The 21,103-nt window shown below is 38.0% G+C and carries 22 protein-coding genes; 13 read left to right on the top strand and 9 right to left on the bottom strand.

The annotated features are described in order from the left end of the window. Positions 1–2: 2 nt before the first annotated feature. Genes HDC92_RS00345 through HDC92_RS00330 form a run of 4 tightly spaced genes read right to left on the bottom strand, consistent with a single transcriptional unit; the run spans position 3 to position 3,179 of the window. Positions 3–590 (bottom strand): RNA polymerase sigma-70 factor, encoded by a 588-nt coding sequence (locus HDC92_RS00345; RefSeq protein ID WP_015807754.1) that lies wholly within the window; start codon positions 588–590, stop codon positions 3–5. A 29-nt stretch (positions 591–619) separates the two neighbouring features. Beyond that, positions 620–1,318 (bottom strand): DUF4833 domain-containing protein, encoded by a 699-nt coding sequence (locus tag HDC92_RS00340; protein ID WP_183871571.1) that lies wholly within the window; start codon positions 1,316–1,318, stop codon positions 620–622. Between the two features lie 10 nt (positions 1,319–1,328). Further along, positions 1,329–1,979 (bottom strand): head GIN domain-containing protein, encoded by a 651-nt coding sequence (locus HDC92_RS00335; RefSeq protein WP_183871569.1) that lies wholly within the window; start codon positions 1,977–1,979, stop codon positions 1,329–1,331. A 39-nt stretch (positions 1,980–2,018) separates the two neighbouring features. Further along, the gene (locus tag HDC92_RS00330; protein ID WP_183871567.1) at positions 2,019–3,179 is read right to left on the bottom strand and encodes a hypothetical protein; all 1,161 of its coding nucleotides are present in this window, start codon (positions 3,177–3,179) and stop codon (positions 2,019–2,021) included. A gap of 131 nt (positions 3,180–3,310) precedes the next feature. On the opposite strand from HDC92_RS00330, the gene HDC92_RS00325 reads away from it, so the two are divergent. The 8 genes from HDC92_RS00325 (at position 3,311) to HDC92_RS00290 (ending at position 9,817) form a co-directional block, all read left to right on the top strand. Then, positions 3,311–3,877, top strand: coding sequence for a helix-turn-helix domain-containing protein (locus HDC92_RS00325; protein ID WP_015807758.1), 567 nt, complete (start codon positions 3,311–3,313; stop codon positions 3,875–3,877). A 96-nt stretch (positions 3,878–3,973) separates the two neighbouring features. After that, entirely contained in the window at positions 3,974–4,669 is a 696-nt protein-coding gene (locus HDC92_RS00320) for an HAD family hydrolase (RefSeq protein ID WP_015807759.1), read from the top strand. Continuing rightward, positions 4,666–5,502, top strand: a complete 837-nt coding sequence (locus HDC92_RS00315) for a phosphoribosyltransferase family protein (RefSeq protein WP_015807760.1) — start codon at positions 4,666–4,668, stop codon at positions 5,500–5,502. Before HDC92_RS00320 ends, HDC92_RS00315 begins: the two co-directional genes overlap by 4 nt. Before the next feature lie 2 nt (positions 5,503–5,504). Beyond that, positions 5,505–6,059 (top strand): TerD family protein, encoded by a 555-nt coding sequence (locus HDC92_RS00310; protein ID WP_015807761.1) that lies wholly within the window; start codon positions 5,505–5,507, stop codon positions 6,057–6,059. Between the two features lie 6 nt (positions 6,060–6,065). Continuing rightward, the gene (locus HDC92_RS00305; RefSeq protein ID WP_183871565.1) at positions 6,066–6,680 is read left to right on the top strand and encodes a TerD family protein; all 615 of its coding nucleotides are present in this window, start codon (positions 6,066–6,068) and stop codon (positions 6,678–6,680) included. Between the two features lie 25 nt (positions 6,681–6,705). Continuing rightward, positions 6,706–7,803 carry a toxic anion resistance protein gene (locus HDC92_RS00300; protein ID WP_015807763.1) on the top strand — a complete coding sequence of 366 codons (1,098 nt, stop codon included), beginning with the start codon at positions 6,706–6,708 and terminating at the stop codon, positions 7,801–7,803. A gap of 8 nt (positions 7,804–7,811) precedes the next feature. Then, positions 7,812–8,774, top strand: a complete 963-nt coding sequence (locus HDC92_RS00295) for a hypothetical protein (protein ID WP_015807764.1) — start codon at positions 7,812–7,814, stop codon at positions 8,772–8,774. A 53-nt stretch (positions 8,775–8,827) separates the two neighbouring features. Continuing rightward, entirely contained in the window at positions 8,828–9,817 is a 990-nt protein-coding gene (locus HDC92_RS00290) for a TerC/Alx family metal homeostasis membrane protein (protein WP_238326460.1), read from the top strand. Positions 9,818–9,881: 64 nt separating this feature from the next. Here the strand turns inward: HDC92_RS00290 and HDC92_RS00285 are convergent, their stop codons facing one another. The 4 genes from HDC92_RS00285 to HDC92_RS00270 form a co-directional block, all read right to left on the bottom strand. Next, positions 9,882–11,219: an OmpA family protein gene (locus tag HDC92_RS00285; RefSeq protein WP_183871563.1), complete on the bottom strand. Its 1,338-nt coding sequence runs from the start codon at positions 11,217–11,219 to the stop codon at positions 9,882–9,884. A gap of 220 nt (positions 11,220–11,439) precedes the next feature. Continuing rightward, on the bottom strand, positions 11,440–12,825 hold the full coding sequence (locus tag HDC92_RS00280; protein ID WP_183871561.1) for an MBL fold metallo-hydrolase: 1,386 nt from the start codon (positions 12,823–12,825) through the stop codon (positions 11,440–11,442). 48 nt (positions 12,826–12,873) lie between these two features. Then, positions 12,874–13,722, bottom strand: coding sequence for an SDR family oxidoreductase (locus HDC92_RS00275; protein WP_183871559.1), 849 nt, complete (start codon positions 13,720–13,722; stop codon positions 12,874–12,876). A gap of 87 nt (positions 13,723–13,809) precedes the next feature. Further along, positions 13,810–14,016, bottom strand: a complete 207-nt coding sequence (locus HDC92_RS00270) for a cold-shock protein (protein ID WP_015807769.1) — start codon at positions 14,014–14,016, stop codon at positions 13,810–13,812. Positions 14,017–14,184: 168 nt separating this feature from the next. Between HDC92_RS00270 and HDC92_RS00265 the strand changes: the two genes are divergently transcribed. Continuing rightward, entirely contained in the window at positions 14,185–14,403 is a 219-nt protein-coding gene (locus HDC92_RS00265) for a hypothetical protein (RefSeq protein ID WP_143715723.1), read from the top strand. A 50-nt stretch (positions 14,404–14,453) separates the two neighbouring features. After that, the gene (locus HDC92_RS00260; protein ID WP_015807771.1) at positions 14,454–14,921 is read left to right on the top strand and encodes a YMGG-like glycine zipper-containing protein; all 468 of its coding nucleotides are present in this window, start codon (positions 14,454–14,456) and stop codon (positions 14,919–14,921) included. A gap of 59 nt (positions 14,922–14,980) precedes the next feature. Here HDC92_RS00260 and HDC92_RS00255 read toward each other — a convergent pair whose 3' ends face one another. Beyond that, positions 14,981–18,520 carry a PAS domain-containing hybrid sensor histidine kinase/response regulator gene (locus HDC92_RS00255; protein ID WP_183871557.1) on the bottom strand — a complete coding sequence of 1,180 codons (3,540 nt, stop codon included), beginning with the start codon at positions 18,518–18,520 and terminating at the stop codon, positions 14,981–14,983. 497 nt (positions 18,521–19,017) lie between these two features. Here HDC92_RS00255 and HDC92_RS00250 point away from each other — a divergent pair, with 497 nt between their 5' ends. The 3 genes from HDC92_RS00250 (at position 19,018) to HDC92_RS00240 (ending at position 21,091) form a co-directional block, all read left to right on the top strand. Beyond that, on the top strand, positions 19,018–19,389 hold the full coding sequence (locus tag HDC92_RS00250; protein WP_015807773.1) for a hypothetical protein: 372 nt from the start codon (positions 19,018–19,020) through the stop codon (positions 19,387–19,389). Between the two features lie 236 nt (positions 19,390–19,625). Then, positions 19,626–20,009, top strand: a complete 384-nt coding sequence (locus HDC92_RS00245) for a PleD family two-component system response regulator (protein ID WP_183871555.1) — start codon at positions 19,626–19,628, stop codon at positions 20,007–20,009. Then, positions 20,006–21,091, top strand: coding sequence for a sugar transferase (locus tag HDC92_RS00240; RefSeq protein WP_183871553.1), 1,086 nt, complete (start codon positions 20,006–20,008; stop codon positions 21,089–21,091). Before HDC92_RS00245 ends, HDC92_RS00240 begins: the two co-directional genes overlap by 4 nt. Positions 21,092–21,103 lie beyond the last annotated feature (12 nt).

Genomic DNA, 21,103 nt, shown 5'->3' with positions numbered 1-21,103 from the left:
TGCTAGTTAAAAAAATCCCTGTAATACATCAGGCCTAATAAAATGAGCGAAAGGAAGTCGGCCAGCTTCAGTCGCATTATTCTGAGCGCTTTGCCCATTTGGTTTTCTATAGTTTTTACAGACAGGCCCAGCTGTTCTGCTATTTCCCTGTATTTTAATTCTTCAAACCTGCTCATCTGGAATATGGTACGGCATTGTTCGGGCAATTCATTTAAGGCCTTTCCAATCTGGTATTCCAGTTCGGTCATTTCTGCTTTTGAAGAGGCGGGTTCATGATGGCTGTTCATGGTATAGCTTGCAAAATCCTGGTATTTTGTTTTAATCTTTTCATGTTTTAAAAAGTTCAGGCTGTCGTGGTAAACGCATTTATAAAGATAGGCCTTAACCGAGGTCTGGATATTCAACAGCTCCCTTTTCTCCCAAAATTTTAAAAACATGGTCTGTACTATTTCTTCGGCGGTATCTTCATCTTTTAACAAGGCCAGGGCATAAGCGTGCAAGGCCTTAAAATGTGCTTTGAACAATTGTTCAAAAGCTTGGTCATCATATGGTTGTGATGTATTTGCCGAAATGCTGCTTTTTAACTCCAAGGGTTTAAATCTTATTCAAATATATCAGTTCAGGTTCTTATTCTTTTTAAAATCTCTATTCCGGTTGCACAGTTTGTGGTGATCAAATCTATATACTGTATTTTTGGAAACCAAAAGCTACCTCCATTTACCCTTACAAATACCCTTTTTAGCAAGAGGTTTTTACCTTCATCTTTAATGTAAATGTGGTATTTCTGATCTGTTTCTGATTTTCTGAGATACATGGGCATCTTTTTATAGGCCACCAGCCTGATCTCATACTCATCTTCGCCAATGGGCCTGCTTTTTATACCGTAGGCAAATTTCTTTTCAATACTGGTCAGCTCTTTGAACATTTGTGCCTCTTCATACCTGATCCAGGAACCTTTAATGGGATTATTGCGGTATAAAGTGCCGTCGCTGTTGTAGTTAAGTTCATAAACTACAGTGTTTGCATCCGGATCGCGCTGCAAGAAGAACAATAGGTTACTGCCTTTTGGAGTAGGCAAATTTTCTGGTTCTACCTGTTTTTGTGCAAATGTTGACTGGCTTAGCAACAACAGCATGGCTAAAATGATCAATATACTCCTGAGCAACCTTTTACCCAGTGGAACGGCTGCTTTAGATTGCCGGAGGTTTTTATTGGCTTTATGTTTGTAGACTTTTGATGGACTCGCAAAAATAAAGAACAGCAGTTCTTTTAAACCGTCACTTTGTTTAATGTCCTGCAGCATATCCCTGTATACCATTTTTGTAAATTTAAAATTTGATAACTTTGCCAGAGCCACTTACATCAGCGTCTACATCAGGGTTTCCGGTGTAGTAAATTTTCCCGCTTCCACTGATCCTGGCCTTTAACTTTTCTTCCACTTTCAGCTTTGCATCGCCACTTCCGGAAATGTCTATCTGTGCCTTTCTTGCGTTTATTTGCTGAAGGTCAGCTTTACCGGAGCCGGAGATCTGTACCAATACTTCATCTGAATCAAAGGCGTCCTGAACTGTAGCATTACCAGAACCGCTTATTGACAATTTGAAATCAATAGCTCTTGGAAAGGAACCCTGTAAAAGGGTTTTTCCGCTACCGCTTATCGAAACTTTCCTGATGGAGGGCAGTGTTACAAATACTTCAACATCATCGTGCTGTACGCTGGCTTTTTCGTAACCCAGATATAAGGTGTTGCCGGTTACACTGGTTTTAAAATAGGGGATCAGGTTGTTGGAGCCTTTCAGTACCACTTTAAATTCAGTTCCATAAGTGATGTATACCGAGTTTGAGCCGCTGGTACTTATGCCGTTAAAGTCTCCCGGATTGCGTTCTTCTGTTATTTTGTCGCCGCTTGCGCTGAGCTTGTCTTTAGAGCAGCCTGTAAATAGGATGCCCAATAATGTGATCAAGGTTAAAATTCTCATGATTGTTTTTTTTGTAGCTTGTGATGATTTATTTTTTTGTTAAAAAAGGTATTGTATACCGCCTCCATAACCGATGTACAGGGCCTGGAAATTATTGCCCCATTTGTTTTCCCATGTATTGATATAGCTTTTGTTTAAGCTGCGTCCTTCAAACGTATTGGTGTTTAGATAGTTGACTGAAGGTCCGCCGAAGATTTCAAGTTTAGGACTGATCTTGAAGGCGGGCATTAACCTAAACGAGGTTTTGAAGTATTCGCCTGCCTTGAAACTTTCTAGTCCGGTACCTGCAATTTCTGCATTTAAGCGAAAAGTGGGCGACTGGAAAAAGTGTGCACCCAGGCCAGCTTCAAAAGCATATACTTCATCGGTGTTTTTAAAATTGTAACCTATACCGATAATGCCGTAAAGTACTTTTCCACCAGACCTGAAAGACAACATTGTAGTGAGTGTTTCATCGGTGCTAATGCCAATGCCTTTTTCGCCATTTTTTACAATATTGATAATCCCGATGGGATAATCGCTGCTGTCGGCCACATTGATAAAGCCGGCTATCTGGGCCCCTTTCACTTTTTTTGCGATATTGATAAAGCCAGCCAGCTGACTGCCCTTAACATCTGTAGCTTTATTCATAAAGCCTGCGAACTGGAGGGCAGCATCTTTTTTAGATAAATTGATAAAACCTGCAAACTGAGGCCCTTTTACAGTTTTAGCAATATTGGCAAAACCGGCAAACTGTGCGCCTTTTACGCTTTTGGATACATTGGCAAAGCCGGCGAACTGCGCGCCTTTAACGTCAGCTGTAGCTACATTGCTGAAACCTGCGACAGCAAACGCATCGCCCCCTGCGTAGGTATTTAAAAAGCCAGCGAACAGGCCACCTTCGGCCTGCTTACCAATATGATTTGAAAAGGCAGCAAACTGAAATCCTTTGGTTCCATTGCGGACGATATTAGAAATACCTGCAAAAGAGGCTCCCTGTTCTGATGCCGAAATACCTGCCAGCAGATGGATAGACAGGTTATTGGTGTCGAGTGCCGCGTGGCTGCCATTGGTGCTTAAAGGATAAATTATACCGACATGGATTTTACCCGCTGCCTTGTTTTGTCCGGAAGCGCTTAAACCAGCTATGGATAAAAGTAAACAGGTTATGGCCTTTAGGGCCATTAATTGTGTGTTGATTTTGTAAAATGTAAAGTTCATTTTTTGTCTTGTTTTAATTAGGACAACCAGATGAACATTTACCCCTACGCAGGATTATAAATTAATTTAATTTAAGGGTATCTTTGTAATTGAGCTCATACTTTGGTTAAGCATATTAATTCTGTTGCTTTATGTTGTTATATGTTAAAAATATGGTTTGCGACCGCTGTATCATGATTGTGAGGCAGCAGCTGGAAAATTTTGGGTTTAAAGTGAAAGAGATTTCTTTAGGAAAAATAGCTATTGAACCTGAGGCCAATGAGGGACAACTGCAGGACATTGCTGCTGCTTTAGGAACGTTGGGATTTGAGTTGATGGATAAGGAAAAAGACCAGCTGGTTGAACAGATTAAAACACAGGTGATTGATCTGATCCATTATTCGGAGCTGAATGAGCTGCAACAGAGCCTGAGCCAGGAAATAGCAGATAAATTAAATAAGGATTATGCTTACCTGAGCAGGCAGTTTTCTGATGCTGAAGGCCTGACCATTGAAAAGTACATTATCCAGCAAAAAATTGAAAAGGTAAAGGAATTACTTGAATATGGCGAGCTGAATTTAAATGAGATTGCTTATAAGATGGGATACAGCAGCAGTGCACATTTATCGACCCAGTTTAAGGCGATTACAGGTCTTACGCCGAGTAAGTATAAAACGGCTACCTTAAACGACAGAAAATCATTGGATAAAGTTGGATAGGCGCTGTGTTTTTCTAAATTAAATTTCGGACTGTACGTCTAAATTTGTAACATTAGGGATTAAAATGCGTCTGAACTTTAAAAAAATGCGCTCATAATGCCTTTTTATAAACATTATTCTTTCGACCTGTGGCTTACCCTGATCAAGTCCAACCCTGCTTTTAAAACCGAGCGGGCACGTTATTTTTACACTAATTTTAACAGTGTAAAAAAGAGCTTCGAAGAGGTTTGTGTGGTGTTCAGACAAGTTGACCTGATGGTGAACAGCATCAATGAAAAAACGGGGAAAAATATTGATGCCGAAGAGATGTACCTGATGGTGATCAGTATCATCAATAATTATTCGACCGAATTTCAGGATATAGCTATAGATGAGCTGTATAATGAAATGGAATTGCTGGTACTAAAATATATGCCTCAGGTTTATTGTGCCGATAGCACCAATGTTTTGTACCGCTTAAAAGAATCTGGCTTAAGCACCACCAGTTTGTTGAGCAATACCGGTTTTATTAAAGGTAAAACCCTTAGAAGGGTATTGCAGGAGCTGAGACTGGATGAACTCCTGGATTTTCAGCTTTACTCGGATGAGGTAAGGCTTTCTAAGCCTAATCAGCAGTTTTTCCAGCTTATGCTGGATACCATTGATAAAAAAAAGCATCCGGAATTGAATTTAACAGAGGTTATACATATAGGGGATAACCCGCTTGCAGATGTAAGAGGTGCTGAAAAAGCTGGTATCAGGAGTCTGCAAATTAACTCTAATCATTTATCTATAGGCCATTTACTCTTATGATCCCATATACTTATTCCCTGCATAAAATACACCATTCGAATAACTTTGGTTTTAGTGCCGATGATTACAGCCGTTTTAAGTTTGGAGATGACCGGGTAGCCAAAAAATTTGGCAAAGACCTTGCTGATGGCTTTATAAAGGGTTTTTTGGAAGATAACCAGATATCGGAGCAGATTGTGGTTATCTCCAGTCCGTATTGTTTTATTCCTACGGCTACTTTTGCTATGAAAAACTATTTTGTTTACCAGCTTAACCACTGGCTGGTAGAGAACGGACGTATGGTAGTTCAGGAAGCTAAGGTACACAGGACCATTACTTATAAAGATGATTATGGGGCTTTGAGTGCGGAGGACAGGATTAAGTTGATTGGTAACGATTCTTTTCATATTGATAAGGACTTTCTGAGGGATAAGGTGTTGTTCTTTCTGGATGATATCAAAATAACAGGAAGCCATGAAAAGATGATCCTTAAAATGGTGAAGGAGTATGAACTTAAAAATGATATTTACATGCTCTATTTTGCTGAACTGGCTAACCATGATATTCATCCGAATATAGAAAATCATTTAAATTACCATAAAGTAAGGTCTGTTTTTGATCTGGATGAAATTATTAAAAGTGGTAATTTTTGTTTTAATACGAGGATTGTTAAATATATCTTAAATTGCGATTTTAATAGCTTTTCCATATTTCTGGAGCGGCAGACCGAAGATTTTATATATAACCTGTATAATTTATCGTTAGGTAACAGTTACCATACTATAGATTGCTATTCCGGAAATTTGAATTTTTTAAAAAACTACATAAATAACAAAAACTATAAATTGATTTAATTATGGCCATTAACTTACAAAAAGGGCAGAGAGAAAATATAGATGCGCCCAAATTTACCATTGGTTTGGGTTGGGATACAAACAGTTCATCTACAGGTACTGCCTTTGACTTAGATGCTTCTGTTTTTATGCTGAATGACAATAAGAAGCTGGTTTCTGATGAACATTTGGTCTTTTATAATAACCTGAAATCGCCGGATACAGCTGTAGAACATACTGGTGATAATTTAACCGGCGATGGGGATGGAGATGACGAGCAGATTAAGGTTGATCTAACAAAAGTTGGCGGAAGCGTTTCAGAAATTTGTGTGGTAGTAACTATTCATGAAGCGGAAAGTAGAAGGCAAAATTTTGGACAGGTTAGAAATTCGTATGTACGTATTTTTGATGCGGTTACCAATGAAGTTTTGCTGAAGTATGAATTGGAAGAAGATTTTTCTATTGAGACTGCAGTTGAATTTGGCAGAATATATAAACGCGACGGGAAATGGAAATTTGAGGCTGTAGGAATGGGAATGAAAGGCGGTTTACAGGATTATTTAAATAAATATCAATAAGAAATTATGGCAATTAATCTTCAAAAAGGACAACGCATTAGCCTGGAAAAAAGCAATGGAAGCAAACTTCAAAGTGTTTGTGTAGGCATTAACTGGGGTGCAATAGAAAAAAAAGGGCTGTTCGGGTTTGGCAAAACTAAAGAAGCTGTTGATTTGGACGCGAGTTGTGCACTTTACAATGAGCAGAAGCAGCTGACTGAAGTAGTTTATTTTGGCAATCTGGGTTCTAAAGACGGCGCTGTAAAACATAGTGGCGATGATTTAACGGGTGATATGGGGGGAGACGATGGACTGGATAATGAGGTGATTACCCTGGATTTTTCGGGCTTAAACCCTGCTGTAAATTATGTAGCCTTTGTGTTGAACAGTTTTAGGGGACATGATTTTGGAACGATCCCTTTTGCTTCTATAAGGATTTATGAAGGAACACCTAAAAGAGTAAACGAAGTATTTGCCACTTATGACATTGCAAATGGATCCAATTTTGGAGGTCATGTTTCGATGGTAATGGGTGTGTTTTACAAGAAAAACGGCGAATGGAAGTTTAATGCGATTGGTGAGCCTACTAAAGACCGTAAGCTTGAAGAAACCGTTAAAACCGTAACGCAAAGTTATTTATAAGCGTTTAGCTTTTATCTGAAAAATTATGGAAACTAATCCAAATGAAACACAAAGCCTTAGTCCGGCTAAGATTGATAAGGAAGGCAATGTAGACCTGACTGTACTGAGCGCTGAGGATGAACAGAAATATAAAGAGATTGGTAAATCTCTGGTGCCATCTGATGTAAATTCTATCTTGAATTATGGTGCCGATGCCCAAAATTCGATGGAGAAATACAGCAATGATTTTTTATCGTCTGTACGCACGTATAATAGTGGTGAGGTTGGTGGGCTGATCAACGAATTGCTGACCGAACTGAATTATATTGATGTTGGAGAGCTGGAACAGAGCGGGTTTAAATCTTTCATCTCTAAAATACCATTCCTTAAAAATCTGGTTGTAGATGTTAAAAAGCTATTTCAGAAGTATGATGTGGTAGTGAACAATGTTGACAAGATTACAAATAAGATCAAAGCAGGACGTTTAAATTCCATTAAGGACAACAGTTCTTTGCAAACGATGTTCGACAGCAATGTGGGTTACATTCATCAGATGGAAGAACTGATCATTTCCGGTCAGCTTAAATTTAATGAGCTGAGTCTTCAGCTCGCGGAGATGGAGGGCCGGCCTGCCGATTACCAGGATTATGAGATTGCCGATCTGCGCGATTTTATCAGCAGGCTGGACAAACGTTTGGCGGATATGAAAATTGTAAGATTTATCATGTTACAATCGCTGGCCCAGATCAGGGTAGTGCAGAATAACAATACCTCTATTGCTGAAAAGGCACAATCTATCGTATCTACAACCATTCCGGTATGGAAAAATCAGCTTACGATTGCGGTTGCACTGCAAAGGCAAAAAGCCAATGTGGAGATGCAGAAAAAGGTTTCTGATACAACGAATACCATTTTACAGAAAAATGCTGAAATGCTGAAACAGAACAGTATTGATGTGGCGAAAGAAAATGAGAAAACGATTGTTTCTTTGGATACGCTGAAACGGACTACATCCTCATTAATAGAAACCTTAAATGAGGTTAAGAAAATTCATGAAGATGGTGCGCAAAGCAGAAAAGTACTTGACGGTGAATTGAAAACTTTAGAATCTGAACTGAAGAAAAACGTGACCCGGGTTAATTAATTTTAACAATGGATGAACGGCGCATCAATATTTTAAAGGAATCGGAGACAGAGATCAACCGTTTGCAGTTGCTCTCTTCTTTTTTTCAGGAGGAAACTGTTTATAAAATTTATTTACGGAGCAGGGTAATCCATCAGCTTTTTGCGAATAATGAAGAGCTGGATATTGATAAACTGGAATTGTTCCATATTCAGTTTACTGCAAGCTTAATAGAGCTGCTGAGGAAAATTAAAAAAAGCAACGAAAAGAATGTGACCTTGATTTATGATGAGATTGAGCTGAATAAAGAATTAATGGATAAGATTGGCAGTTCGGTTTATACCGAAAAAAGCTTTAACCTCGATAAACAGAAACAATCTTTAAAGATCAATTTATCTTTAAGAAAGCTATTTGAGGTGCTTTCTGATCATACAGAAGAATTTCCATTTGCCAAAAACATCAATACCTTCAGTTCCAGATATGCGAAGGATTTTTATTATGATATTTCTACAGCGCAGTTGGGTACACTGATAGATTTTAATGCAGATAAGATGTACATTGATGTGCATGCCAGCATTGAAAGGAAGTTAATGGGCCTGTTGTGTAAAGAGGATTTCAGGACTGAATTTTTTTACGGATTAAAATCGGGTCAGCTGATTGTAGAAGTGTATAAGTTTATAGATCTGGACAGGTACTTTTTATTTTTCCCGAGCAGGAACCTGTTTTTGTTTTGCGACATGAACAAACTTAATGGGGTTGAGCTGGACAATCATCTTTCCGAAAAGGATAGGTTGATACAGGAGCTGGCTTATAAAAATGATAAGCTTGAGAGTAGTGCAGCTACAGCAAAAACCTATATTCCAACAGAGATTGTAAAGTTGCTGGAAGAGAATTACATCAAGATCTCGGATATCAACTTTTTAGATCACCTGAACAATTTTGATGTACAGGCCAATATTTTGAAAACGATGCTTAAAACCGATCTTTTTTAGCATTTTTATCACCATTAGATCAATGAAAAAAAAATAGAATAAAAATGGATAATATGATTAATCATCCCGGTGTTATTATTGGGTTTGCAGTTGTGGTAGTAGTAATGCTGCTATTGGATCTGGGTGTTTTTAATAAGAAGGTGCATGCAGTGAGCAGCAAGGAAGCAGCAATATGGTCTGTGGTCTGGATCAGCTTGTCCATGGCATTTAGTGGGGTAATTTACCTAACCTCGGGTTTTGAGAAGTTTACGCAGTTCCAGTCGGCCTACTGGATAGAGAAGGCCCTGTCGGTTGACAACCTTTTTGTATTTATACTGGTGTTTGGATTTTTTAATGTGCCTAAGGAATTGCACCATAAGGTATTGTTTTGGGGAATTATTGGCGCTTTGCTGTTCCGTGCAATTTTCATTTTTGCAGGTGTAGGGTTGATTAACCTTACTTATTTGCCTGAGATGACTGTATTTGGACAGTTGGTAAAGATCAATATTGTGCTGTTGATTTTCGGGCTGTTCCTGATCTATGCAGGCATTAAATCCTGGTTTGCTGGTGAAGACGAGGACGAAGAAAAAGACTTTAGTAAAAGTCCGGGAGCAAGAGTAATTTATAAGTTTTTTAAAGTAAGCAAAGAGTTTGATGGTGCCAAATTTTTTACGGTAGAGAATGGAATTAAACTGGCTACACCTTTACTGGTAGTAGTAGCCGTAATTGAATTTACCGATTTACTGTTTGCTGTAGACTCTATTCCTGCCATTTTTGCTATTGCCCCAGATGATCCTTTGATTCTTTATACTTCAAATATATTTGCAATATTGGGGCTAAGGGCACTTTATTTCCTGCTGGCCAACTTTATTCATATGTTTAGCCTGTTAAAATATGGCTTGGCAATTATATTGGCATTTATTGGTGTTAAAATGGTTATTGCACCATTTTACCATATATCTTCACCCTTATCATTATCTATTGTGGGTGGGGTATTAATTTTATCGGTTATTGCTTCGCTGATATTTGTACCTAAAGAAAGCCAGGAAATTAAACAGGATTAAGGAAATGCTATAGATAAAAAAAAGCCCTGGCAACTGCCAGGGCTTTTTTTATCGTTCTGTTTTACTAGTACAATGTAAATTCTACCCTACGGTTTTTCTGACGACCTTCGGCAGTTTTATTAGATGCGATAGGTTGGTTTGGACCATAACCTGTTGCTTCGATACGTGAAGCATTTGCACCCTGTGATACTAAATATGCTTTGATAGCTTCAGCTCTTTCTTTAGACAAACGTAAGTTTAACGCCATAGATCCGGTGTTATCTGTATGTCCGGCTAATTTCAGGCTAAAGTTTTTCTCGATCAGCAAAGCAGCTACTTTATTTAAAGTGGTATAAGATTTAGCCCTTATTGTAGCTTTACCCAAGTCAAATTCTAAGTTTTTGATGGCTTCATCAACCACTTTACGGTCGGCCTCTGTTACTACAACTTTAGTTTCTTTGATGACTTCCCGCTGTACCTTGATAGGGCAGCCAGATCCGTCTACAACTGTACCAGATGCTGTTCCAGGACATTTATCGAATTTATTGGCTACACCGTCATTGTCATCATCTCCCATGTCTTTAGCATATTGTTCTCTATCTCTGGCTGCATTTTGCTCAGCAGTAGACAATGCTCTTCTCAATTCATCAGATTCTTCTTTTGACTGTTTACGCAGATTTGCCAATGAGCTGTAGTTTTGCAATTGTGGCTTTTCTTTGCTTCCCAATGCAAATTCTAAACCTATATGTCCATAAGAGAATTTGTCATTTTTACCACCAGAATTGAAACCATCAAACTTGTCAGATTTAACAAAGTTTACATCGTATCCTAAGTCAACATTGATGCCTTTGGCAACACCCAGTTTAAAACCAGCACCAACTGGAACAAACCATCTTTCTTTATAACCTTCATTAGCAGACAACGGAACGTTAGTGGTTGTTGCACCTGCGTTCATGTAACCAGCACCAGCTTTAACATAAGGAATCAATACTGCATTTTCATTGTTGATATTGATGTTGGCAATGTTATAAACAGCGGTTAAGGCAGCAGACCAGTCTATTTTAGTTTGATAGCTGGAGCCATTCAGATAGGTATTGTCGCCATTTGCATCTACACCGGCATAAGACCTTAATCCTTCAACTTTTCCTCCCAGGAAATCAGCCTGGATACCTAATGAAGGCAATATTTGTTTTTTAATAAAGGCTCCATAACCGATATTTTCTTTGGCAGTTTGAAAGTCGCGTTCTTTACCATTGAATATTGTATTTTGGCTCAATACACCGCCATGAATACCAACCGACCATGTGCGAAAAGTTTTCTCTGAAAATCTACCTCCTTGGGTACCTGAATCTTGTGCAAATAATTGCGTTGATAACCCTATTAGGGACAGCGCTAAAGCTGTTTTTGTAATTCTTGAGTTCATATTACTATAATTAGATGTTTTAATATCCAGTTTTTAACTGCTGGATGCTTACCTGATTGTAATAACCTTGCCAAAGCTTGTTTTCTAAATTAATAATTCTGAATGCGTTAATAATCAACAGCTTAATTAGTGCTATTCTTTTAAGGAAAAGAACAGATTTATGATTTGGATACTCAAAAATGTGTATACTATTTGCTACAATTTTAGCCACATGCAGGGCTTACAATTCAAAGCTCTGCCCTTTTTGGGGAATGGAAACGGCATATCCTTCTGATTGCAGGGCATTGGCCAGTGCCCCGATACTTTTCGTTTCCCCATGTACCAGAAATACCTGTTTTAATGTTAAGGAAGACTGATGTCTGACTGTATTTAAAAGATCATTGTGATCTCCATGGCCACTTAACAGATCGGTTTGTTTTATAGTTGCATATACCATGAGATCACGGTTTCGTAACCGGACAATGGGGTCGCCCCTTAAAAGCCTGTTCCCTAATGTACCCTTAGCGCAATATCCTATAAACAATATGGTACAATAATAATTTTGTATGTTATAGTAAAGGTGATCCTGAATCCGGCCACCTTCGAGCATACCGGCCGAAGAGATGATGATACAAGGTTCATGGTAATTAGAAACAGACAAGCTTTCGCGTTTATCGTTTACATATGAAAGTTCTTTAAACTCAAAGCTGTGGTTGTTTTTTTCGTAAAATGCCATTGCCTCATCATTAAGCAGGTGATGGTACTTGCTATAAATTTCTGTTGCTGAACCGGCAAGAGGGCTATCAATAAATATTTTTACAGAAGGGAGCAATCCATTACTGAATATTTTGTTGAGGGCATATGCCAGTGCCTGGGTTCTGCCAATACTGAATGCCGGGATGATCAACCGTCCGGGATATTTGATACAGGACTCCGTAATTGTTTCTATGAGCTTTTGTTCCAGCGTGCTGTCGGTACTATGCAGACGTCCACCATAAGTAGATTCACAGACCAGATAATCTACAGGGGGCAAAGGTTGTGGGTTGGTTAGCAACGGATAGTTTTTTCGTCCGATATCGCCGGTAAAGGCAATTTTTTTTATGGTTCCATTTTCATGGACCGTTAATATTACTGCAGCGGCGCCAAGTAAGTGTCCTATGGGGATAAAGGTAAGTGACACCTGATTGTTAATCTGGAATTCTTTATTAAAGTTGATGGTTACAAAGCGTTCAACAGTATCCTTTACATGTTTTTGCAGGTAAAGGGGTTCGGGACCGGATTTGGTTCTCTTACTGCGGGACCGTTTATTTTGTTTGCTAAGAAAAATATTTACCGAATCGAGTAAAAGTAGTTCTGTAAGATCGGCGGTAGGAGGGGTACAAAGGATTTGTCCGTTGAAACCCATGCGCACCAAGGTGGGTAGGTTCCCTGAATGGTCTATATGTGCATGTGTGAGTATAACGAGGTCAATAGCTGCAGGATCGAAGGGGAAATAAAGGTTTTCGTTTTGATAGGTCTCTTTCTCATAATCAAGTCCGCAGTCAACAATGATATTATAGTTATCCAGTTGTAACAGATGCATACTTCCGGTTACCTGCTGTGCTGCGCCTAATATTGTCAATTTCATAATTAGCGTTTCTTTATTAGCTTGATTTATTGTTTTGTACTGATGTTATTATAAGTTGTTGTCTTGCTGAAACCAGCTTGCCCAGTTGGATACCTGATAAGTATAATTTAACAAAGGTGCCTGAATACCTGTGATTAATTTCCATTTCAGCAATTCATTTTTAAATACCGGAGGAGGAAGTTTGGCATTTATAGCTGCTGCCACATAGAAATCCTGTTTTGCAGGATGGTCTGGTGAACATGCATTGATAACGGTGTTGGCTATTTTATGTTGAATAAGGTGTATACTGATGCCTATACAGTCGGTTAAATGAATGAGATTTACAGGGGCAAGGCCGTTGGGTATATCTGTTTTTCCGGCAAAGAAACGTCCAGGATGTCGGCCAGGGCCAACAAGGCCCCCAAAACGAAGGATAGTACAATTGAAACCGGGGTGTGTGCTTAAAAGGTTTTCGGCGTCCAGAATGGCTTTACCTGAAGCGGTTTCAGGATTGGGGACAGTTAATTCTGTTACCTCTTCATTGTGATCGCCATACACAGCTGTTGAACTTATAAATATCAGATTTGATATTTTATGAAGTTGGGCCGCGGTACAGATCCGCTGAATTTTATGTAGATAATCAGATTGCTGACCTTCACTTCGTTTTGGGGGAATGCATACAAACAATAGCTCTGTCTTAAAGAACAGGGGATCGTAGCTTTCTTTATCTTTTTCAAAATTGACCAGGAAAGGTTGTATCTGTTGTTCAGCAAGTAGCTGAAGTTTTTGTACAGTGGTGCTGGATCCTTTTACGGTATAACCTTTTGCAACAAGTTCCCTTGCCAACTCGATTCCGTACCAGCCGCAACCTAATATGCTTATCGTTTGTAAATTGAGCGGAGCTGTTGGTTGGCCCATCTGATGTATTTCTGTTTGGTAGAAATTTAAAATGAAAAAGGGGTTATATTTAAACAACCCCCCTTTTTTAATAGAATAAATTGCGAGTTAAAGTACTGTTACATTTTGGGCTTCAGGACCTTTTTTGCCATCATTCAATTCAAATTCTACACTGTCCCCTTCGTTCAGTTCTCTGAATGAATCTCCTGCAATTGCAGAAAAATGCACGAAAATATCTTTTCCTCCATCTTCCGGAGTTATAAATCCAAATCCTTTTGCAGAATTAAACCATTTAACTTTTCCTGTTGTACGCATAATTATGATATATATTTCGCTGTGAAAATAATCAATTGAACTTTAATATCAAAATGTTAAACATGGCCCTGCAGGCAGGTAGTTTTAGAGAAAAGGGAACTCAGGTGTAAACTTTTGCTGGTATTGTATTGTTATAAATACAATTTAATATTTAAGGAGGTATTTATTGTGAAGCAGAAAATAAAGGAGAAGAAATCCGGGAAATCAATTTTAAACGAAGAATATAAGGAAAACCTTGGCCTTGATGCCGATGGATCATCAGATGAACGTTCCATATATAGTAATCTGGACAGTGACAATGATCGGATTTCAGGAAATCCGGATGGAGAAGATGATCAGAATGATACTAGAGAGCCCCCGGGCCACTCTTCTTTAACAGATAAGTAATCTTGGCATCATTTTTTCAGGTCTATATAATATTAATTAAATGTAAAGTTATGAAAAAGTTATTTTCTATAATGATATTGGGTTTAATGCTTTCGGCGTGTACAAACAATGCCAAAGAAGAAGCATTGGCAAAGCAAAAGGCTGTAGCAGCCATTAAAGATAGTTTGAAACTTGATAGTTTTAAAAGGGCAGAAACAGCAAGGGTAAAAGAAAAAGAAGAAGCCAAATTAGCTCAGGCAAAAGAAGAAAAAAGGATGCTGCTGTTATCTGAACGGAACCAAGCCGCCAGTAACAGTCAGTATAGTAGCGAAACAGCTGCCCCGGCTAAGAAAAAAGGCTGGAGCCAGGCGGCTAAAGGCGCTGTGATAGGTGCTGGTGCAGGAGCGTTAGGTGGTGTGCTTATTGACAAAAAAGATGGCAGGGGTGCTATTATTGGAGGTGTTGTAGGTGCTGGTACAGGTTATCTGATCGGAAGAGGACAGGACAGAAAATCGGGCCGGGTACAACCTAAGAATTAATTGCCCTGTCTTATAAATAAAAAAACCGGAAATTTTTCCGGTTTTTTTATTTGATCACATTATCTGACAATTAAGCTTATTGCTGTTTTGATTTCCTGTTGGGCCTCTGCCAACAACTGGTTAATTTCGGTTTCATCGTAAGTAGTAACGGAAGCTACTTTTTTTGCAATAACGGCAAGTGCAGTTAAACCGGAAACTATTGCGGTATCGTAAACCTTTTGACCCAGTTCCTTTACCTTATTGAGGTTTCTAACTGAAGTATGCTCCTTAAATTCTTTGGAGAAATTCATCAGTTCGGTTCTGAGGAGTGCCAGTACTTTTGTTAAAACAGTTTCATCATCACCTACATATTCTTTTAGCAATTCTATATTGAAGTGGTAATCTGAATCGTCGGATGGCGATAGGGACAGATCACTATGTGGGTCTTCCGTAGGGTTCTTAAGCCATTTTTTCAGGGAAAGCGCAATGGTATGTGCTACTACGGGTTTGGATATAAAATCATCCATACCTGCCGCAAAGCATTTCTCTTTTTCTCCCTTAACATTTCCGGCAGTTAATGCAATTATAGGGGTATGGGGTTTATGTCTTACTGCCCTGATTTTTTTTGTAGCTTCATAGCCATTCATTTCAGGCATCTGAATATCCATCAGAACGATATCAATTTTGGTTGTCTTATAAAGTTCCAGCGCTTCCAGACCATTTTTTGCCTCGAATATAGTGGCATTTGGTGCAATTCGTCTTACAATGGTCTTGGCCAGTAACATGTTAACCGCATTATCTTCTGCTATTAAAACCTGGATCGGATCGTCCATTCGTTCTGCTTCCTGTACGGCTGCACCCGGTTTTTCAGTTTTCTTAGAAATTACCCTGAAAAGTGAGCTGTACATATCCTTAAGCTTGATCGGTTTTAACAAACGATGATGTACATTCAGTTCTTCACAGGCCTTTATAATTGTTTCGTCTGATGAACTGTGCAACAAAACAATAGGTTGGTCTTTATCTGAATCTTTCAGGATCTCCCTTATCTTTTTTATGGTTTCCAGTCCATCCAGATCAGGCATGTGGTAATCCATCAGGATCACATCAAATTTTTCACCCTTAGAGATCATGCTTATCGCTTCATGGCCACTTCCGGCTTCCACTGATCTGATCTGTTTCAGGGATAACATTTTATTGATGATCAGTCTGTTGTTTTTGTTATCATCAACAATCAGGACATTCTTTATCTTATCCAGGTTCTGTATCTCAATGGATTCACCTGGCTCAGACTGGAGGATAATTTCGAAATAGAATACACTTCCTTTACCAATTACACTTTCAACCTGGAGCTGACTGTTCATTAGCCCCAATAATTTGTTGGAAATTGTTAAGCCCAATCCTGTACCCCCATACCTTTTTGTTGTAGATGCGTCTTCCTGTGAAAATGCATCGAATATTTTAAGCTTTTTATCGGGGTTAATGCCTATACCTGTGTCCCTCACAGAAAAACGGTATTTAATTTCAGGTAGTTCAGGGTTTGTCAGTGCTTCTACCTTGAGTTCAATTTCGCCGCTTTCAGTGAATTTTACAGCATTTCCTAATAAATTGATCAGGATCTGTTTAAGTCTGAGTTCGTCAGCCCAGATATATTTGGGCAGATCGGCCGAAATATTCAACAACATTTCAAGGCCCTTACTTTGTACCTGGTATTTTATAACATCGGCAGATTCTTCTGCCATTTCATAGAGATTGAATTTAGACCAGTTCATCTCTAGTTTGCCAGCCTCAATTTTCGAGAAGTCTAAAATGTCATTAATGGTATTTAATAAGGCATTACCTGACTGTGTAACTATAGAAAGATATTGTTGCTGGGTTTCATTGAGCTGCGTTTTGATCAGCAGATCGGTAAATCCGATGATACCATTTAATGGGGTCCTGATTTCATGGCTCATATTGGCCAGAAACTCTGATTTTGCTTTATTGGCTGATTCTGCATCTTCTTTTGCCGAAATTAAGTTCGCTTCCATGCGCTTAATTTTGGTGATGTCCTGAATGGTGCCAGATATTTTATAACAGCGTCCTTCCAGGAATTCTGGAACTCCGATTGATCTGATCCAGATTGCGTTTCCCTTAGCGGTGAGCAGTTCTAATTCCAGGTCCCAGCTGTTTCCATGAAGTACAGCTGCATTAAGTGCATTGAACCTATTTTCCCTGGTAGTTCCTGGTTTATAGTACAACAGTTCGCTTTCCAAACTTGGTTCAAAGTCATGCCCTACTTCAAATATCTGACGGGTAACTTCAGACCAGGTCAGTTTTTGTTCAACCATGTTTAGTTCCCAGTTTCCAAGTCGGGCAATGTCATTGGCCAGTTCAAGTTTTTTATTCCTGGTCCTTAATTCTTTTACCAGGTTATGCCGCTCTGTGATGTCAATTGAATTACAGATAACATAAGGCTTGTTTGTCACGTTATTTTCCAGCACACAGTTGAATATCCATATGATATGGTTACCTTTTTTGTGTGCAGTAGTCATTAGCCCCTGGGCTTTACCCTTATTTTTAATTTCTCTTAGGTAATCGTTAAGTGCAGCATGGTGGTCTTTAGGGATGAGGTCGAACAGGCCCATGCTCTGCATTTCCTGTTTTGTGTAGCCTAAATAATGGGCCCCGGCGTTATTGATAAATAAAAGATTACCTGATAAATCATGGGTAAACATTAAACCCTGTGCATTTTCGATAAATGATTTTAACCTGCTCTCGCTGGTTAGAATTTTTTGCTGAAGATTTTTATCTTTAGTAACATCTCTTGCAATTGCCAGTATTTTCTGAGAATCCGTTTCTGTGGTGACACTCCACTGTAAGGTTCTGTATTCTCCTTTTTTTGTTTTAAAGCGATTGCTGAAGTTTACAGCATTTTTTCCATCGCTTAATTTTTTTAATTCATCGCTTGTGGGTTGTAAATCATAAGGATGAATAAAACTATAAAAAGAATTATTGAGCAAGTCTTGTTCCTGCCATCCGAGAGTATTTGTAAAAGCAGGGTTTACCCGTTTTAAAAAACCATCAATATCAGCCTCGCAGATTAGGTCGTGGGAAGATTTGTAGAGTTTTAAAAAATGATTAAGTTCTTTTTTACTCTTAATTTCATTCACTAAAGAAATGACTTCAATAGAAAGCAGTTCAATTATTCTTTTTTGCTTGGAAGTAAGTTCATTTTTGGGTTTGGTATCAAATAAAGATAAAGTGCCTATAATATTCCCACTCGAATCAATCAGGGGAATGCCTGCATAATAACTGATTTTAATGTACTGATGGTTTGCATTGGTTATAAACCGGATATCCTCCCCCGGATCCAGTACTTCGAGAATTCCGGCAGAATTTATTGTTTGACGATAAAATTCATTTTCTATGGCAATTTCATCACTAGTGAAGATTTTATTTGATCTGTACCATTGTTTATTTTGGTCAATCAAGGTGATAAATGCGATTGGTATATCGCATGTGGAGGCTGCTAATTCTGTGATGCGTTCAAAATGGGCCTCGTACGTCGGGTCAAATACCTGAGAGTTGTGTAATACCCTTAATCGTTCTTTCTCATTTTCGGGAAGAGGTGTGTATTTCATATGAAAATGGTTGCCGATAAGCTGTTCTCAACAACTAAGTAAAAATAGTGATTTATATCACATGTAGATGAGCAAAACCTATAAAAAAGCATTTTACTGAGTTTGTTTAACGGTGTTTTAATAATTATTTGGCTAATATACTCATTATAAGTGTTTTGTTTATTAATTTATAAGAGTATTTTTTATATAAAATTTCAGTTACCCCTATAAGGGCCTTGATGGAATATATACGGAATGATTTGTAATTGGTTTTTGCGTTAAGAAGGTGACTGTTTTTAAAATGTTGGTGCTTTTGATACACGTTTTGGGGAATTTTGGGGATTGTTGTTGTTTTTAAATTTAGGGGTATCCCAATAACATGTCGCCTGTATGTATGCTTTTTATGTGAATATGGCCTGTAAATAAGCTGTTATTGAGTTAAAATGATCTAAAAAATTACCTGTTCATGTTAGTGGCCTGATTTTTTCATTTAGTTTTTCTGAAAAAAAGTAATAAAAATGAAAATCTCAACCACCCTATTGATTCTTCTCATTTTATCCTTTTGCAGTTGTAAAAAGGAATCCCTCACAGATGATTTGTCTAATGTTGTACTCAGTAACAAAGGAATATTAAGAGTTGAATGTAAAGATTGTCAGGTAAGTTATTCTGTTCAAAACAAAGATTATAACGTAAATATAAAAGATGGAAGCGAAGATATTCCTTTCTTTTATGTAACGGATTTCAATCTGAAGACCCAGGTTAAATCGCTCGAGGCCCAGGGTATCCGGTTAATGGTCATAGATTCTTATGGACGTGTTGTTTCTAATGAGCTTAATTCCTGTAAAGAGGGGGAAGTTCGAGAGGGATCGTTCACTGTTAAAGCTAAGTAACCTTAAGAAAGAATGTGGTGTTTGAACCTTATTTAGGGCTCAATTGGGAAAGATATGCCCCAACTTCACTAAAATTCATGATTTATTGATTCTTTTTGTAAGAAAATGTTACTTTTACACTTAGTTTAAATAAAACGAATATTTAATTATAAAAACCTTTAATAAAACAAGTTAGTTGAAATTATTTGTTTACGTTTGAATTAATTTTAATAAACCAAAAAAATGCTTTATAAGCCATGGAGAGTAAGGAAGGCGTTAAAAAAATAATATTAGTTGTTGACGATGAACCAAGCATACTCAAATTGTTAAATTTTATATTATCATCTACTTATACATTGGTTATCAAAACAAGCGGTATTGAAGCGATAGCCTGGCTGGAAGAGGGAAATGATCCTGATCTGATTATTTCTGATTTAATGATGCCCTATTTTGACGGAAGTACACTGATCAAAAATCTTAAAATAAGCGGTTTTTATAGAAATACACCAGTTATATTGCTTTCCGGTGCTGATGATCTGGAGGATAAAGTAAAAGAAATGCCCTTTAAAATAGATCGTTTTGTGGAGAAGCCTTTTAATCCTACAATTTTAAAATCCCATATCACACAACTCCTCTCATGATGATAACAGCTACTATAAATCGACCTGAGATCAATGCAAAAATTGTGTATTTTGGTAAACTACTCAAAAGTGTGGTTTTTGAAGATTTTGATTCGAATTTTAATATAGAGCATTTAGAAAATCCTGATGATTTTAGGCGGCATCTGGATAACCAGTCTTTATTAAGTTTACCGGATATTATATTAATAGAGGTAGATGACAACAAGGATTGTTTTGATCAGGTAAAGTACATCAAGAAGAATCCATTGCTTCATGGGCTGGTTATTGTACTGTTAGGTGTTAAGGAAGATAAAATATGGAGAAAGAAAGCACTGGACTTAAAAGTAAATGATTATTATACTTATCCTTTCCCGATTGAAGATTTTTACGAAAGGCTGAATTTTCTGATAAAATTTAAATTGATCAAGCCAAAGCTGCTGGAACTCTCTAAACAGATGGATGTGGAGTATCAGATTCCTTTGACCAAACGGGTTTTTGATCTTTTGGCTTCAGGTTTTGCATTATTGTTCTTAACACCTGTTTTTGTTGTTGTTGCCATTTTGATTAAACTCGAATCAAAAGGTGAGGTGATATACAGAAGTAAAAGAGTAGGAGCAGGATACAGGATATTTGATTTTTATAAATTCAGGTCAATGCGCAGTGATGCCGATCAAATGATTGCTTCCATTGCTGAACTGAACCAATATTCGAATGAGTCCAATAAAAAGAATGGTAAGGCTGCTTTTGTTAAATTTAAAGATGATCCGCGAATTACAAAACTCGGTTCCTTTCTGAGAAGAACCAGTATAGATGAACTGCCTCAGTTGATCAATGTATTTATTGGAGATATGTCGCTGGTCGGTAACAGACCACTGCCATTATATGAGGCTGAACAGCTGACTACAAATGAATGGTCGACAAGGTTTTTAGGGCCTGCAGGTTTAACAGGTTTGTGGCAGATCAGTAAGCGGGGAAAAAAAGATATGTCGGAGACAGAAAGGAAAGAACTGGATAATTATTATGCAGATAATTATTCTATCTTTTTGGATCTTAAGATCATATTAAAAACAATACCTGCATTGATACAAAAAGAAAAAGTATAATATCAACCACAT

The organism is Pedobacter sp. AK017 (assembly GCF_014200825.1).
Taxonomy (GTDB): Bacteria; Bacteroidota; Bacteroidia; order Sphingobacteriales; family Sphingobacteriaceae; genus Pedobacter; species Pedobacter heparinus.
This window is presented reverse-complemented; position numbering and strand designations above follow the sequence as displayed.

Excerpts from the sequence above, each read along its gene's own strand:
- HDC92_RS00340 (WP_183871571.1), bottom strand. The coding sequence starts at position 1,318 with ATGGTATACAGGGATATGCTGCAGGACATTAAACAAAGTGACGGTTTA.
- HDC92_RS00335 (WP_183871569.1), bottom strand. The coding sequence starts at position 1,979 with ATGAGAATTTTAACCTTGATCACATTATTGGGCATCCTATTTACAGGC.
- HDC92_RS00330 (WP_183871567.1), bottom strand. The coding sequence starts at position 3,179 with ATGAACTTTACATTTTACAAAATCAACACACAATTAATGGCCCTAAAG.
- HDC92_RS00325 (WP_015807758.1), top strand. The coding sequence starts at position 3,311 with ATGTTGTTATATGTTAAAAATATGGTTTGCGACCGCTGTATCATGATT.
- HDC92_RS00320 (WP_015807759.1), top strand. The coding sequence starts at position 3,974 with ATGCCTTTTTATAAACATTATTCTTTCGACCTGTGGCTTACCCTGATC.
- HDC92_RS00315 (WP_015807760.1), top strand. The coding sequence starts at position 4,666 with ATGATCCCATATACTTATTCCCTGCATAAAATACACCATTCGAATAAC.
- HDC92_RS00310 (WP_015807761.1), top strand. The coding sequence starts at position 5,505 with ATGGCCATTAACTTACAAAAAGGGCAGAGAGAAAATATAGATGCGCCC.
- HDC92_RS00305 (WP_183871565.1), top strand. The coding sequence starts at position 6,066 with ATGGCAATTAATCTTCAAAAAGGACAACGCATTAGCCTGGAAAAAAGC.
- HDC92_RS00300 (WP_015807763.1), top strand. The coding sequence starts at position 6,706 with ATGGAAACTAATCCAAATGAAACACAAAGCCTTAGTCCGGCTAAGATT.
- HDC92_RS00295 (WP_015807764.1), top strand. The coding sequence starts at position 7,812 with ATGGATGAACGGCGCATCAATATTTTAAAGGAATCGGAGACAGAGATC.
- HDC92_RS00290 (WP_238326460.1), top strand. The coding sequence starts at position 8,828 with ATGATTAATCATCCCGGTGTTATTATTGGGTTTGCAGTTGTGGTAGTA.
- HDC92_RS00285 (WP_183871563.1), bottom strand. The coding sequence starts at position 11,219 with ATGAACTCAAGAATTACAAAAACAGCTTTAGCGCTGTCCCTAATAGGG.
- HDC92_RS00280 (WP_183871561.1), bottom strand. The coding sequence starts at position 12,825 with ATGAAATTGACAATATTAGGCGCAGCACAGCAGGTAACCGGAAGTATG.
- HDC92_RS00275 (WP_183871559.1), bottom strand. The coding sequence starts at position 13,722 with ATGGGCCAACCAACAGCTCCGCTCAATTTACAAACGATAAGCATATTA.
- HDC92_RS00270 (WP_015807769.1), bottom strand. The coding sequence starts at position 14,016 with ATGCGTACAACAGGAAAAGTTAAATGGTTTAATTCTGCAAAAGGATTT.
- HDC92_RS00260 (WP_015807771.1), top strand. The coding sequence starts at position 14,454 with ATGAAAAAGTTATTTTCTATAATGATATTGGGTTTAATGCTTTCGGCG.
- HDC92_RS00255 (WP_183871557.1), bottom strand. The coding sequence starts at position 18,520 with ATGAAATACACACCTCTTCCCGAAAATGAGAAAGAACGATTAAGGGTA.
- HDC92_RS00250 (WP_015807773.1), top strand. The coding sequence starts at position 19,018 with ATGAAAATCTCAACCACCCTATTGATTCTTCTCATTTTATCCTTTTGC.
- HDC92_RS00245 (WP_183871555.1), top strand. The coding sequence starts at position 19,626 with ATGGAGAGTAAGGAAGGCGTTAAAAAAATAATATTAGTTGTTGACGAT.
- HDC92_RS00240 (WP_183871553.1), top strand. The coding sequence starts at position 20,006 with ATGATGATAACAGCTACTATAAATCGACCTGAGATCAATGCAAAAATT.